Here is a 13,414-nt window from a genome sequence, read left to right as displayed (position 1 = left end):
TCTGTGGCACTCTATGTACAGAAGTACGGTGGCACCTCGGTCGGCACGCTGGAGCGGATCGAGGCAGTTGCTGAGCGGGTTCAACTGACCCGTGCCCAGGGACATGACGTGGTGGTGGTGGTCTCCGCCATGTCGGGCGAAACCAACCGGTTGCTGGGCATGGCCCAGCATCTGGACCAGGATGCCAACCGGCGCGAGATGGATGTGCTGATCTCCACCGGTGAGCAGGTCACCATTGCACTGCTGGCGATTGCGCTCAACAAGCGCGGTTGCCCCGCAGTCTCGATGACCGGTGATCAGGTCCGCATCCACACCGACTCCGCCTATGGCAAGGCGCGCATCACCCGTATCGACACCGAGCAGGTGGAAGCCGCACTCGGTGCCGGCAAGGTGGTGGTGATTGCCGGTTTCCAGGGGCGCGATGAGCACAATGCCATCACGACCCTGGGTCGAGGGGGTTCGGATACCACCGCGGTGGCCGTGGCTGCGGCCATCAAGGCCGATGAGTGCCAGATCTTTACCGATGTGGACGGGGTGTATACCACGGATCCGCGCATCGAGCCCAAGGCGCGTCGCCTCGATACCATCACCTTCGAGGAGATGCTCGAGATGGCGAGTCTCGGAGCCAAGGTGTTGCAGATCCGTTCGGTCGAGTTCGCGGGCAAGTACCGCGTGCCGCTAAGGGTGCTGTCGAGTTTCGTCGACGGAGAGGGAACCTTAATCACATATGGAGGTGAGAGGATGGAAGCACCCCTGGTATCCGGCATTGCGTTCAATCGCAACGAGGCCAGCCTGACCATTCTGGGTGTGCCGGACAGGCCGACCGTGGCCGCGCAGATCCTGAATCCGATCAGCGACGCCAACATAGATGTCGACATGATAGTGCAGAACACCATGGGGGATGGCACCGCCGATTTCACCTTCACGGTGAATCGCGATGATTATCGCCGGGCCCGCGCCTTGCTGGAGGAGACCGCCAGCGAGCTGGGGGCCGCCTGCGTGCAGGGCAACGGAGAGATCGCCAAGGTCTCCATCGTCGGGGTCGGCATGTGGAATCATCCTGGTGTAGCGCGCACCATGTTCAAGGTATTGGGTGAGGAAGGGATCAACATGCAGCTGATCTCCACCTCTGAAATCAAGATATCCGTGGTGATTGACGAGAAGTACCTGGAGCTGGCCGTGCGTTCGTTGCACTCGGCGTTCGGGTTGGATCAAGAGCCTCATGAGCAGCCCTTGGGAAACAATCCCTGATTGATTTAGTTTCAACCATTTACCATATCGGTATCTTTGTAAGATAATGGCGCATATCGATATAAATACAAAACAGGATACAGGAGCAAGCGAATGCTTATTTTGACTCGTCGTGTAGGGGAAACCCTGATGATTGGTGACGAAGTAACCGTTACCGTACTGGGCGTAAAAGGGAACCAGGTTCGTATCGGTGTGAATGCACCGAAAGAGGTTTCCGTACACCGCGAAGAGATCTACATGCGGATACAGGCCGAGAAAGTCCCGGGCCAACCGAATTTCTAAGCCATTTCATGGCTGCCTGAAGGCGACATCCCGGATGTCGCCTTTTGTTTTTCAGGGGCCTGCAAATCGGCCTGCAGAGCGCGTAACTACTGGGTAAGTGTCGATATTGCTTGAATATTCCACTCTTTGGCCAAATGCTGAGCGAACGCTCTGTTTTCTCCAAAAAAGTGTTTGACTAAAAATCCCTGTGAAGTATTATCAGCCCCGCAAACGGAGAGGTGGCCGAGAGGCTGAAGGCGCTCCCCTGCTAAGGGAGTATGCGGCTTATACCCGCATCGGGGGTTCGAATCCCCCCTTCTCCGCCATTTTGCGCCCGTAGCTCAGCTGGATAGAGTACCTGGCTACGAACCAGGTGGTCAGAGGTTCGAATCCTCTCGGGCGCACCATATTTGACTCTTGGAGTCATGTGTTGACCATCAGCAAGTCGGCACTAAAGAAGGCTTACTGTTGAGTAAGCTTTTTTTATCGTTTGAAAACAGGGCGCCCGTAGCTCAGCTGGATAGAGTACCTGGCTACGAACCAGGTGGTCAGAGGTTCGAATCCTCTCGGGCGCACCATTTCAAGCAATACAATGATTTATGAGCGCCCGTAGCTCAGCTGGATAGAGTACCTGGCTACGAACCAGGTGGTCAGAGGTTCGAATCCTCTCGGGCGCACCATGTTTAAAGCAGTGCAACAATTTATGAGCGCCCGTAGCTCAGCTGGATAGAGTACCTGGCTACGAACCAGGTGGTCAGAGGTTCGAATCCTCTCGGGCGCACCATATTTCAAGCAGTGCAACAAGTTGTGAGCGCCCGTAGCTCAGCTGGATAGAGTACCTGGCTACGAACCAGGTGGTCAGAGGTTCGAATCCTCTCGGGCGCACCATACAGACAGCCTCGACGTCAGTCGGGGCTGTTTTTTTATGGGCGATTTCCTCCTCCCCATCATGGGGTTGTCTCTCTCGTGTTCTTCTCCCTGACGCCCCCACGGGGGACGGTTCCCCCTGGCTGCACGTGCCCCCGGGTCACCACTCTCCACGTATCTTGCCTGGCAGGCTGCTGACGCATCCCGTGGCCGTGCCTGTGGCGACCTTGGGTGCCCTTACCATAACGCACTATGCTGTGCGGGGCTGGCGCCCTCTGGCGGCCTGCTGAGGCGTTTGGCGGGCAATAAAAAAGGATGCCGCGGCATCCTTTCATGTCTTCGTGGAGAGAATCAGCTTTTCAGCCACTTGCGGATGCGGTTGGCATCCCCGACAGGGGTGCGTTTGCCCACCGAGTTGAGCAGTACGATGGCGAGCTCCTGACGATCCGGTTTGGCACGCATCAGCAGGCAGCGGCCCGCTTCGTCGGTATAGCCTGTCTTGGAGAGGCGCACATCCCAGTCCGGGTTCTTCACCAGGGGGTTGGTGTTGTTGAACATCAGGCTATAGGCCGGCTTGCGAAAGCGCATCTCCCTGCTGGTGTCCTGGGTGAATTCACGGATCAGCGGCTGTCGATAGGCCGCAGAGAGGAGCTTGGCCAGATCCTGGGCGGTGGAGACGTTGCGGGTGGAGAGACCGGTGGAGTCATAGTAGCGGGTATTGCGCATGCCGAGCTGTCTGGCCTTGTTGTTCATGGCGCGGATGAAGGCTTGGCGACCCCCCGGGTAGTGGCGGGCAAGCGCCGAGGCCATGCGGTTCTCGGAGGACATCAGCGCCAGATGCAGGGCGTCGCGGCGGCTGACCTGGGTGCCCATGCGCACCCGTGAATAGGTGTGCTTGATGTTGTCCCTGTCGTTCTGATCGATGGTCAGGGTCTGATTGAGGTTCTGGCGGGCATCCAGCACCACCAGCGCCGTCATCAGCTTGGTGAGGGAGGCGATGGGGCGCACCCGGGTGGGGTTTTTCTGATACAGGGTCTTGCCGGTGTTGACGTCCATCACCAGGGCACTGCCCGATTTGAGCTGCAGCTTGGCCGGGTCGGGAGTCGCCAGGGCTGTCTGCGAACCCAGCAGTCCCATCAATCCACCTACCAGCGCGATTGCGCGAATCCAACACCCCATACAACCAACTCCATCCACAGCGAAAAAAGGCGCTAGATTCACTCATTTTTGCCCCTGCTTTACAAGAGCGAGCAGGGGGAATTCGCCACTATTTTCCATAAAAAAGGGCCGCCTGTGGGCGACCCTGTGGCTTGTCTCACTCTCTGGAGACGCCGGGCTTGCGTCTGCTCCACCAGCGCCAGACCAGAGCGACGAGGCCGCCCACCAGCAGCACGACCGGCAGGTAGAGAATGACGCTGAGAAATTGGGACTCATACTGCGCGGCCAGCTTGGTGTGGCTCAGGTAGTAACCCAGCCCGACCAGGGGGCAGATCCACATGATGGAGCTGATCAGGTTGACCACCAGGAAGCGCCCCTGGGGGATCTCGTTGGCGCCGACGATATAGGGGTAGGCGGTACGCACAAAGGCGATGTAGCGGGCGGTGATCAGGGTGATGATGCCGTACTTGTTGAGCAGGTAGTGCACCTTCTCCTTGTGCTTGTCATCGAGGTGGGACATCAGCCTGTGATACATCCGGGTGTGGCCGAGGAAACGCCCCTGCATGTAGCCAAGCCAGGTACCGACGAAGGTCGCCATGATCAGCAGCGGGACCACCGCCATCGGCAACACCCCCTGATAGATCAGCACGCCGGTCAGGATCAGCAGGGTATCCCCTGGCAGGAAGGCGGTGGGGATAAAGCCATTCTCGAGCACCAGGAAGGTCAGCAGGACGACATAGACCATGAAGACCATCTTGGGATCAGAGAGTGTCGCCAGATCCTGATGCATAAAGGCGTGAGCCAGGTGGTAAAACTGCTCCATACATGCAAACTCCGCAGGTTAGCTGGGTTGGTCGGTCAAGGGCATGGCAAGTACCTTGTCGATGCGCAGGCCGTCCATATCCACGATTTCCAGTTGCCACTGTTCCAGGGTGACCAGGTCTCCGGTCTGGGGAAGGCGGCCAAGGAGCAGCATGATAAGCCCTCCAAGGGTGTGATAGTGATGTTTTTCTTCTTCCGGCAGACGAACCAGCTCCAGACAGTCCTTCAATTCTGGCAGTGGAATGAGGCCGTCGAGCAGCCAGCTGCCGTCGGCGCGCTGGAAGGCCCAGTTGTCCTCCCCATCTTCCTGCTGGAAGTCGCCGGCCAGGGTTTCCAGCAGATCCTGCTGGGTGACCAGCCCCTGCAGCTCGCCATATTCGTCCACCACCAGCACCATGTGCTCGGAGTGGGTACGGAAGTGGTTGAGCAGCTCCAGGCCATTGAGGGTCTCCGGCAGCAGGCTGCCGTCCTGGGTCAGCGCCGCCAGATCGATGGGCTCTCCCTTGATGTAGGCGTGCAGCACCTTGCTGACGTTGAGGATGCCGACGAGATCCGACAGGCTGCCGTCACAGACTGGGAAGAAGCTGTGGCGATACTCCACCAGACGTTGGAGGTTCACTTCCAGCGGCAGTGACAGGTCCAGATAGCGGATGTCGCTGCGCGGCACCATCAGGGAGGCCAGGCTGCGTTCGTCGAGGCGGAACACGTTGCGCAACATAGTGTGCTCATGGTCCTCGATCACCCCCGCTTCGGAGCCCTCCACCAGCATGGCGTGGATCTCCTCCTGAGTGACGTTGTTGTTGCTGCGCTGATCGACCCGCAGCAGCCGCAGGCTGGCGTTGGTGGAGGCGGAGAGCAACCAGACGAAGGGACGGGTCAGGGTCGCCAGCCAGAGCATGGGGCGGGCTACCAGACAGGCGATGCGCTCGGCGCTGAGCTGTCCGAGGCGTTTGGGCACGAGCTCCCCTACCACGATGGAGAGATAGGTGACCAGCACGACCACGATGACGGTGGCGAGCAGGCTGCTGCTCTTGGGGGAGAGCCCCCACTCCTGCAGCCAGAGGGCGAAGGGCTGGGCCAGCAGGGACTCGCCATAGATACCGTTGAGCAGGCCGATGCTGGTGATGCCGATCTGTACGGCGGAGAGGAAATGGGTCGGATCTTCCCCGAGCTTGAGAGCGATGGCGGCGGAGCGGCTCCCTTCGCTCGCCATTTTGGCGAGGCGTGCCTTGCGTGCCGTCACGATGGCGATTTCCGACATGGCGAAGACGCCATTGAGCAAAATCAATCCAAACAGGATCAATATTTCCATACTGCAGCAGCACTCCCGATAGAAAAGACCGCTGGCAGTGTAATGAATTTGCGGGCTCTGCGCTTGTGAAAGGAGGTGATTTGGCTCGTGAATTTTTGAATATCGCCCCGGCGGGAGGGATAAAACTGCGGGGCAGGAGAGGGAGAACTGAACCCCTGACATGAAAAAGCCCCCGATAAACGGGGGCTTGTCATGTTGCGCTGTGGCTTAGAGCGCGGCGATCTCGGCCTGCTGGGCTTCCAGCTTGGTCAGCTGGAGACGGTAATCTTCCAGCTTCTCGCGCTCCTTGATGATGACCGCTTCCGGCGCCTTGGCGACGAAGGCTTCGTTGCCGAGCTTGCCTTCGATGCGGCCGCACTCGCCCACCAGACGGGCCACCTCTTTGGCCAGACGGGCCAGCTCGGCATCCTTGTCGATGAGACCGGCCATGGGGATCATCAGCTCGGTGGCACCGATCAATTTCTTGACCGACAGCGGGGCGGTTTCACCCGCCGCCAGTACGCGGATGGATTCCAGACGGGCCAGCGACTTGAGGAAGGCCTCGTTGTCAGCGGCGCGCTGGGTATCCTTGGCATCGCACTGGAGCAGCACGTTGAGGGGCACGCTCGGCGCCACGTTCATCTCGGCGCGGATGTTGCGTATGCTGACGATGAACTCCTTCACCCACTCCTGATCCGCCATCGCGGCTTCGTCCACCTTGGCGGCGTCGAACTCAGGGAAAGCCTGAATCATGATGGTGTCGGCGTGCACGCCGGCCAGCGGGGCGACCGATTTCCAGATGGTTTCGGTGATGAACGGGATGATCGGGTGTGCCAGGCGCAGCAGGGTCTCGAGGACACTGACGAGGGTGTGGCGGGCAGCGCGCTGCTCGGCCTCGGAACCCTTGGTCAGTACCGGCTTGGTCAGCTCCAGATACCAGTCACAGAACTGGTTCCAGATAAATTCGTACAAGACGCCTGCCGCGATGTCGAAGCGGTAGGTATCGAGGGCGGTGCGGAAGTCACGGATGGCCACTTGCAGCTGGGACTGGATCCAGCGATCCGCCAGGCTGAACTGCATCTCGCCACCGGCAAAGCCGCAATCCTGATCTTCGGTGTTCATCAGCACATAGCGGGAGGCGTTCCACAGCTTGTTGCAGAAGTTGTTGTAGCCATCCAGGCGCTTCATGTCCCAGTTGATGTCACGACCGGTGGAGGCGAGCGCCGCCAGGGTGAAGCGCAGGGCGTCGGTGCCGTGGGCATCGATCCCTTCCGGGAACTGCTTGGCGGTGCGCTTGGCGATCTTCTCGGCCATCTGCGGCTGCATCATGTTGCCGGTGCGCTTCTCCAGCAGGTCTTCCAGGGAGATGCCGTCGATCATGTCGAGGGGGTCCAGCACGTTGCCCTTGGACTTGGACATCTTCTGGCCTTCTTCGTCACGGATGAGGCCGGTGATGTAGACGGTCTTGAACGGAACTTGCGGCTGGCCGTTCTCGTCCTTGATGAAGTGCATGGTCATCATGATCATCCGGGCAATCCAGAAGAAGATGATGTCGAAGCCGCTCATCAACACGTCGGTCGGGTGGAAGGTCTTGAGCGCCTCGGTGTTGTTCGGCCAGCCCAGGGTGGAGAAGGTCCACAGGGCGGAGCTGAACCAGGTGTCGAGCACGTCTTCGTCCTGACGCAGCACGGTCACGGACGGGATGCTGTGCTTGGCGCGCACTTCCTCTTCGTTGCGGCCCACGTAGACGTTGCCGGCATCGTCATACCATGCCGGGATGCGGTGACCCCACCACAGCTGACGGGAGACGCACCAGTCCTGAATGTCGCGCATCCAGGAGAAGTACATGTTTTCGTACTGCTTCGGCACGAACTGGATGCGGCCATCTTCCACCGCCTCGATGGCGGTCTTGGCCATGGGGGCCACGCGCACGTACCACTGATCGGTCAGCATGGGCTCGATGGGCACGCCGCCGCGATCGCCGTAAGGCTGTTGCAGCACATGATCCTTGATCTCGGCCAGGAGGCCCAGCTCGTCCAGCTTGGCGACGATGGCCTTGCGGGCGGCGAAGCGCTCCATCCCGGCGAACTCGGTCGGCAGGGCGGCGTCATAGGCGGTGCTCGGGTTGCCATTGGTATCGACCACTTCGGCCTCGGCACGCACGTGGGCGTCCAGGGTGAAGATGTTGATCATCGGCAGGTTGTGGCGCTTGCCCACTTCGTTGTCGTTGAAGTCGTGGGCCGGGGTGATCTTCACGCAGCCGGTGCCCTTCTCCATGTCGGCGTGTTCGTCGGCAACGATGGGGATCAGACGGTTCACCAGCGGCAGCAGGATGTGCTGGCCGATCAGCGCCTTGTAGCGGGGGTCTTCCGGGTTCACGGCCACGGCGGTATCGCCCAGCATGGTTTCCGGACGGGTGGTGGCGACGATCAGGTAATCCTTGCCTTCGGCGGTCTTGGCACCGTTGGCCAGCGGGTAGCGAAGGTGCCATATGTGGCCCTTGATCTCGCGGTTTTCCACTTCCAGGTCGGAGATGGCGGTGTTGAGCTTGGGATCCCAGTTCACCAGACGCTTGCCGCGGTACATCAGGCCGTCTTCGTACAGGCGCACGAACACTTCCTGGACGGCGGCGGAAAGGCCCTCATCCATGGTGAAGCGCTCGCGCTCCCAGTCCACGGAGTCACCCAGACGGCGCATCTGACGGGTGATGGTGCCGCCGGACTCTTCCTTCCACTGCCAGATCTTGTCGATGAAGGCTTCCCGGCCGTAATCGTGGCGGGTCTTGCCCTCTTCGGCGGCGATCTTGCGCTCAACCACCATCTGGGTGGCGATACCGGCGTGGTCGGTACCCGCCTGCCACAGGGTGTTCTTGCCCTGCATGCGGTTGTAGCGGATCAGGGTGTCCATCAGGGTCTGCTGGAAGGCGTGGCCCATGTGCAGGCTGCCGGTGACGTTCGGCGGCGGGATCATGATGCAGAAGGAGTCTTTGCTGGTGTCGCCGTGGGGCTTGAAGTAACCCTGGGCTTCCCAGTGCTGGTAGAGCGCCTGTTCGATGGCGTTGTGATTAAAAGTCTTTTCCATGGTCTCGCCGTATTCTGGATGGATGGATTCTGGTGTTGATTCGTCGTGGATCGAGGGTGGTACAGTCAGGGCTGCGCCGGATCCGGTGCGGCAAGGACGGGCTGATCCCTCATCTCGAGGGTATGGCCCGCCTGGCGATAGTGCTTGTAGCGCTCGCGGGCTTGCTGCTTTTGCGTTTCGTCAGTGGGGACAAAATCTACCACTTGAGCGAAGTGTCCTGCAAACAAAGGTGTCTGCCGGGCCAGGTTGATGAGGCAGGCATAGCGCCGCCGTGGCGGCTGATGGCCTATCTCCACCGGGGCCTGACCGCTCTCCCCCTGCAACTGGTGCGGCACGAAGCGATCGGGCGGCAACTGCCACAACAGCTCGTCCAGACGCAGGGCCTGGGCCTCGTCCTCGCACAGCAGATAGAGGTGGCCTGCGCTCCAGCCATCGGCCGCAAGTTGGCAGGCGAGGCGCTCGACGGCGGAGGCATCCGCATCATCGGGCTGGCTCATCAGGTAAAAGGTCACTTGGCTCATCAGGTCGGTCCCGTTTGGCTGTGACGGACAGCGATTGGCCGTCTTCGGGAGCCGCGTCTGGCACGGACTTCCCGGATTCTCTCAATGAAACAAGGAAGAGGCAGGCCTCTTCCTTGTGATACAGGGTAACGCCTTCTCGCATCGCTTTTCGAGTCGATGGGGAAGGGGATCACTCCTTGTCTTCGACGTCCGCCACGCCGGCCCGGTTGAGCAGGAACTGGGTCAGCAGGGGCACAGGACGGCCGGTGGAGCCCTTCTCCTTGCCGCTCTTCCAGGCGGTCCCTGCGATATCCAGGTGGGCCCAGTTGTACTTCTTGGTGAAGCGCGACAGGAAGGCGGCGGCAGTGATGGTACCGGCCGGACGGCCACCGATGTTGGCCATGTCCGCGAACGGGCTTTCCAGCTGCTCCTGATACTCGTCGAACAGGGGCAGGCGCCAGGCGCGATCGCCGGCCTGTTCGGAGGCGTTGAGCAGCTCGTGGGCCAGGGGGTTGTGGTTCGCCAAGAGGCCAGAGGTATGGTGGCCAAGGGCGATGATGCAGGCACCGGTCAGGGTCGCCACGTCGATCACGGTCTCGGGATCGTAGCGGTCCACATAGGTGAGGGCATCGCACAACACCAGGCGGCCTTCGGCGTCGGTGTTGAGCACCTCGACGGTCTGGCCGGACATGGTAGTGAGGATGTCACCAGGGCGGTAGGCGTTGCCCCCCGGCATGTTCTCGCAGCCCGCCAGCACGCCGATGACGTTGATGGGCAGCTGCAACTGGGCCAGGGCGTGCATGGTGCCGAGCACGGAGGCGGCGCCACCCATGTCGTACTTCATCTCGTCCATGCCGTCTGCCGGCTTGATGGAGATGCCGCCGGAGTCGAAGGTCAGCCCCTTGCCCACCAGCACGATGGGCTTGGCGTCGGCGTTGCCCTTGTATTCGATGATGGCCATCATGGCTTCGTTCTCGGAGCCGCGGGCCACTGCCAGGTAGGAGTTCATGCCGAGCTCGGCCATCTCCTGCTCCCCCACCACCCTGGTGGTGATGTTGTCATAGGCATCCGCCAGACGGCGGGCCTGGGAGGCAAGGTAGGCGGGATTGCAGACGTTGGGCGGCATGTTCGCCACGTCGCGGCAGATGCGCACCCCTTTCGCCACGGCCAGGCCGTGATTGATGGCGCGCTCGCCTATGGTCAGTTCCCGACGCGTCGGCACGTTGAAGACCAGCTTGCGCAGCGGACGGCGCGGTTCGGCCTTGTTGGTCTTGAACTGATCGAAGCTATAGAGGCCCGCCTTGGTGGTTTCAACCGCCTGACGCACCTTCCAGTAGGTATCCCGACCCTTGACGTGCAGCTCGGTCAGGAAGCAGACCGCTTCCATGGAGCCGGTTTCGTTCAGGGTGGTGATGGTCTTGTTGATGATCTGCTTGTACTGGCGCTCGTCGAGTTCGCGCTCCTTGCCGCACCCGACCAGCAGTACGCGCTCGCTGAGCACGCCCGGTACTTGATGCAGCAGCAGCATCTGGCCCGGTTTCCCTTCCAGGTCGCCACGGCGCAGCAGCGAGCTGAGGTAGCCGTCGCTGATCTTGTCCAGCTGTTCGGCAACCGGAGAGAGGCGGCGGGGCTCAAAAACGCCGACCACGACGCAGGCACTGCGTTGCTTCTCAGGACTGCCACTCTTTACACTGAACTCCATGGAATCTCCTACATCCTAAAGACAAAAGGCACCATTTATTGAATAATGCGGTGCTTGTTGGGGTATCAGAGGCGGAGCGAACAGTCACAGGCTCCGCAGTTCAAACTGGTAAAAATCCAATATAGGGCCCTATTTTTCAGGCATTCGACTAAAAACACAAGTTTACTTGGGAATGACTGTGATCGTTTTCCGATATTTGTTCAGGGAGACCCTGAAAACCCAGCTAGCGGTGCTGTTCGTGCTGCTGCTTATCTTCGTCAGCCAGCAATTTATCCAGATCATTGGCGATGCCGCCGATGGTGAGGTGCCGACGCGCTTGGTATCCACCCTCCTGCTGCTCAACCTGCCGAATATGGCGTTGTTGATGCTGCCTATCAGTCTGTTTTTAGCCATTCTGTTTGCTCACGGCCGTTTGTACGCTGAAAGCGAAATGACGGTGATGCACGCGGTGGGTTTCAGTCACCGTTTCATCATGGGCAGCGCCCTGGTGCTGGCCTTACTGACCGCCGCCGTCGCGGCGTTCAACACCGGCTGGGTCGCCCCCCAGGCCAAGGAGCGGGAGTACCAGGTGATCGACGAGTTCAAGGCCGATCCCGGTATCTCTTTCCTGCAGGCCGGCCGCTTCATGGAGCTCGACAAGGGGCGCCTGGTGGCCTACATCCAGGATCTGAACGACAAGGGGTCGGAGTTGCAGAAAATCTTCGTGCTGCAACGGGCCGAGGGTGGCTCACCCCCGTCAGTGGTGGTGGCCAACGAGGGGCAGGTGACCGCCGACAGCAACGGCTTGCAGTGGCTGACCCTGAAGGATGGCTCGCGCTACGAGGGACATTTCACCGGCAAGCAGTTCCAGGTCTCGGAGTTCCGTGAATACAGCCTGGTGATCCGCCAGCAGGAGATGGAGCGATCCAACCGCAAGGCGGCGGCCAAGCCGACCCTGGCATTGCTCGGTACCCAGGACAACCAGCTGATGGCCGAATTGCAGTGGCGCCTGTCGCTGCCCCTCTCCATCCTGGTGCTCACCTTCCTGGTGGTGCCGATGGCGCGGGTCAATCCCCGTCAAGGGCGTTACGCCAAGCTGCTGCCGGCCATCCTGCTCTATCTCTCCTATTTCCTGCTGCTCAGTGCCGCCCGGTCGGCCATCGACAGCGGGCGTCTGCCCCACTGGCCCGGGATGTTCCTGGTGCCCTTGGTCTATCTGCTGCTGATAGGGTTGCCTCTCAACCTGCAGGGCACCAGCTGGTGGAACGGGGTCAAAGGGCAATTGTTCAAGAGAAAGTCAGCATGATGCTGCAACCTGGGAGTCTCTGCTGATGTTCGGCATTCTCGATAGATACATAGGCAGGGTCATCTTCATGTCGATCCTGCTGTGCGAGCTGACCCTGGTCGGGCTGGCCGCGCTCATCAAGTACGTGGAGCAGTTGAAGGCGGTCGGGGAAGGCAACTACGACATGCTCAACGCCCTCTACTACGTGCTGCTCTCCATGCCCAAGGAGGCGGTGCTCTTCTTCCCCCTGGCGGCCCTGCTCGGTGGCCTCATCGGTCTGGGCCAGCTCGCGACCAGCTCCGAGCTGGTGGTGATGCAGGCGGCGGGTCGCTCCAAGATCAGCATCGTCATGGCGGCGCTCAAGACCGCCATTCCCCTGATGCTGCTGGTGGGGCTGATGGGCGAGTACGTCGCACCGGCCGCCAAGCGGATGGCGGATGACATCAAGGCGGGGGCCATGTCGGAAGGGCGGCTCACGGTCTCGGCCTACGGGGTATGGGCACGGGATGGCAACAACTTCGTCAACATCAACGGGGTGCGCAACGATGGCGCCCTGACCGGCATCACCCTCTACCGCTTTACTCCGTCCCGCAACCTGATCGACGTGGTGCAGGCGAAGGAGGGGGTGTTCGAGGATCACCACTGGCTGCTGAAGCAGGTGCACATCACCCGGTTTGACGATCCCACCCGGATCCAGGACGAAGAGCATGCCCAGATGGCCTGGCAATCCGAGCTGACCCCCAAGCAGCTCGGGGTGGTCAGCATCGATCCCGAGAACCTGCCCATCTCGGGGCTGCGGGACTACATCGGTTATCTGGATGCCAACAAGCAGGATGCCGGACGCTACAAGCTGGAGATGTGGCGCAAGCTGCTCTCACCGCTCTCCGTGGTGGCCATGATACTGCTCGCCTCCTCCTTCATCTTCGGCCCGCTGCGCTCGGTGAGCATGGGGGCGCGGATGCTGATGGGGATCATGACCGGCTTCGCGGTCTATGTGAGCGACAGGGTGTTCGGCCCGGTCAGCCTGGTCTATGCGGTCCCGCCCATCCTCGCGGCCATCGCACCCAGCCTGCTGTTTGGCGGCATCTCCTTCTATATCCTGAGCCGCAAGCAGTAGCGGCCTGAAGGGCGGCGGGCTGCTGACAACAGGCGGCCATTGCTCTCGATGCACCGTTTCCGTCAAGGTTCTGGGCTGCAAGCAGTCAGTTCTGGTCAAC

The 13,414-nt window shown here is 60.7% G+C and carries 10 protein-coding genes and 6 tRNA genes; 10 read left to right on the top strand and 6 right to left on the bottom strand.

Annotated elements, in window-relative coordinates; all coding sequences use genetic code 11:
• Positions 1-3: 3 nt before the first annotated feature.
• The 8 genes from I6L32_RS04470 (at position 4) to I6L32_RS04435 (ending at position 2,400) form a co-directional block, all read left to right on the top strand.
• The gene (locus I6L32_RS04470; protein ID WP_049636521.1) at positions 4-1,251 is read left to right on the top strand and encodes an aspartate kinase; all 1,248 of its coding nucleotides are present in this window, start codon (positions 4-6) and stop codon (positions 1,249-1,251) included.
• 93 nt (positions 1,252-1,344) lie between these two features.
• Positions 1,345-1,533, top strand: a complete 189-nt coding sequence (csrA, locus tag I6L32_RS04465; RefSeq protein ID WP_005315760.1) for a carbon storage regulator CsrA — start codon at positions 1,345-1,347, stop codon at positions 1,531-1,533.
• 212 nt (positions 1,534-1,745) lie between these two features.
• Positions 1,746-1,838 (top strand) — tRNA-Ser (locus I6L32_RS04460).
• 4 nt (positions 1,839-1,842) lie between these two features.
• A tRNA-Arg gene (locus I6L32_RS04455) sits at positions 1,843-1,919 on the top strand.
• A 94-nt stretch (positions 1,920-2,013) separates the two neighbouring features.
• Positions 2,014-2,090 (top strand) — tRNA-Arg (locus tag I6L32_RS04450).
• A gap of 25 nt (positions 2,091-2,115) precedes the next feature.
• Positions 2,116-2,192 (top strand) — tRNA-Arg (locus I6L32_RS04445).
• Between the two features lie 27 nt (positions 2,193-2,219).
• Positions 2,220-2,296: transfer RNA gene (locus I6L32_RS04440), tRNA-Arg, on the top strand.
• 27 nt (positions 2,297-2,323) lie between these two features.
• Positions 2,324-2,400 (top strand) — tRNA-Arg (locus I6L32_RS04435).
• Between the two features lie 330 nt (positions 2,401-2,730).
• On the opposite strand, the gene pbpG is transcribed toward I6L32_RS04435, so the two are convergent.
• The 6 genes from pbpG to pepA all read right to left on the bottom strand — a co-directional run bounded on the left by pbpG (position 2,731) and on the right by pepA (position 10,933).
• Positions 2,731-3,558, bottom strand: a complete 828-nt coding sequence (gene pbpG / locus I6L32_RS04430) for a D-alanyl-D-alanine endopeptidase (RefSeq protein WP_041214408.1) — start codon at positions 3,556-3,558, stop codon at positions 2,731-2,733.
• Between the two features lie 136 nt (positions 3,559-3,694).
• Positions 3,695-4,360, bottom strand: coding sequence for a DedA family protein (locus I6L32_RS04425; RefSeq protein WP_216944748.1), 666 nt, complete (start codon positions 4,358-4,360; stop codon positions 3,695-3,697).
• Between the two features lie 18 nt (positions 4,361-4,378).
• The gene (locus I6L32_RS04420; protein ID WP_216944747.1) at positions 4,379-5,671 is read right to left on the bottom strand and encodes a hemolysin family protein; all 1,293 of its coding nucleotides are present in this window, start codon (positions 5,669-5,671) and stop codon (positions 4,379-4,381) included.
• 207 nt (positions 5,672-5,878) lie between these two features.
• Positions 5,879-8,731, bottom strand: a complete 2,853-nt coding sequence (locus I6L32_RS04415; protein WP_216944746.1) for a valine--tRNA ligase — start codon at positions 8,729-8,731, stop codon at positions 5,879-5,881.
• Positions 8,732-8,796: 65 nt separating this feature from the next.
• Positions 8,797-9,252, bottom strand: coding sequence for a DNA polymerase III subunit chi (locus I6L32_RS04410; RefSeq protein ID WP_010672959.1), 456 nt, complete (start codon positions 9,250-9,252; stop codon positions 8,797-8,799).
• A gap of 169 nt (positions 9,253-9,421) precedes the next feature.
• A complete protein-coding gene (pepA, locus tag I6L32_RS04405) occupies positions 9,422-10,933 on the bottom strand; it encodes a leucyl aminopeptidase (protein ID WP_010672960.1) in 1,512 nt (503 codons plus the stop codon).
• 172 nt (positions 10,934-11,105) lie between these two features.
• Here pepA and lptF point away from each other — a divergent pair, with 172 nt between their 5' ends.
• Complete coding sequence (gene lptF, locus I6L32_RS04400; protein WP_029313726.1) at positions 11,106-12,218, top strand: LPS export ABC transporter permease LptF; 1,113 nt, start codon at positions 11,106-11,108, stop codon at positions 12,216-12,218.
• Positions 12,219-12,243: 25 nt separating this feature from the next.
• Positions 12,244-13,314 carry an LPS export ABC transporter permease LptG gene (lptG, locus tag I6L32_RS04395; RefSeq protein ID WP_010672962.1) on the top strand — a complete coding sequence of 357 codons (1,071 nt, stop codon included), beginning with the start codon at positions 12,244-12,246 and terminating at the stop codon, positions 13,312-13,314.
• Positions 13,315-13,414 lie beyond the last annotated feature (100 nt).

This window comes from Aeromonas sp. FDAARGOS 1402 (assembly GCF_019046925.1).
GTDB lineage: Bacteria > Pseudomonadota > Gammaproteobacteria > Enterobacterales > Aeromonadaceae > Aeromonas > Aeromonas caviae.
The sequence above is the reverse complement of the archived record's forward strand: the minus strand, read 5'-3'. Positions and strand labels throughout refer to the sequence as shown.